At 41.9% G+C, this 272-nt stretch carries 1 protein-coding gene; it reads right to left on the bottom strand.

The annotated features are described in order from the left end of the window. A partial coding sequence (locus tag ACVC08_RS00525) for a hypothetical protein (protein ID WP_452600560.1) occupies positions 1–272 on the bottom strand: 272 nt, incomplete at both ends.

Consider the following 272-nt stretch of genomic DNA (forward strand, 5'->3'; position numbering starts at 1 on the left):
GGCTCTTTTTCGGTTAAATCGAAACTGGCAAAGCCATCGGCATCATCGTCACAGACTTCTAATGGGGTGGGGTCTGTTATTTGTGGGGTTGGGTTGACGATAAGTTGTAGTTCTACAAAGCTTGCACAGTCGGTTGCGATAGTTGAGCTTTCTATTCGTACATAAATGGTTTGCATGTTAACCACAATGTTATTGTAAATGCCTGTGATGGCATTAATGTTGTTTTCTGCATCGGCCATGGTTTCATGGTAGGTGATATTTAATCCTATAGC

Source organism: Pontimicrobium sp. MEBiC06410 (genome assembly GCF_053601615.1).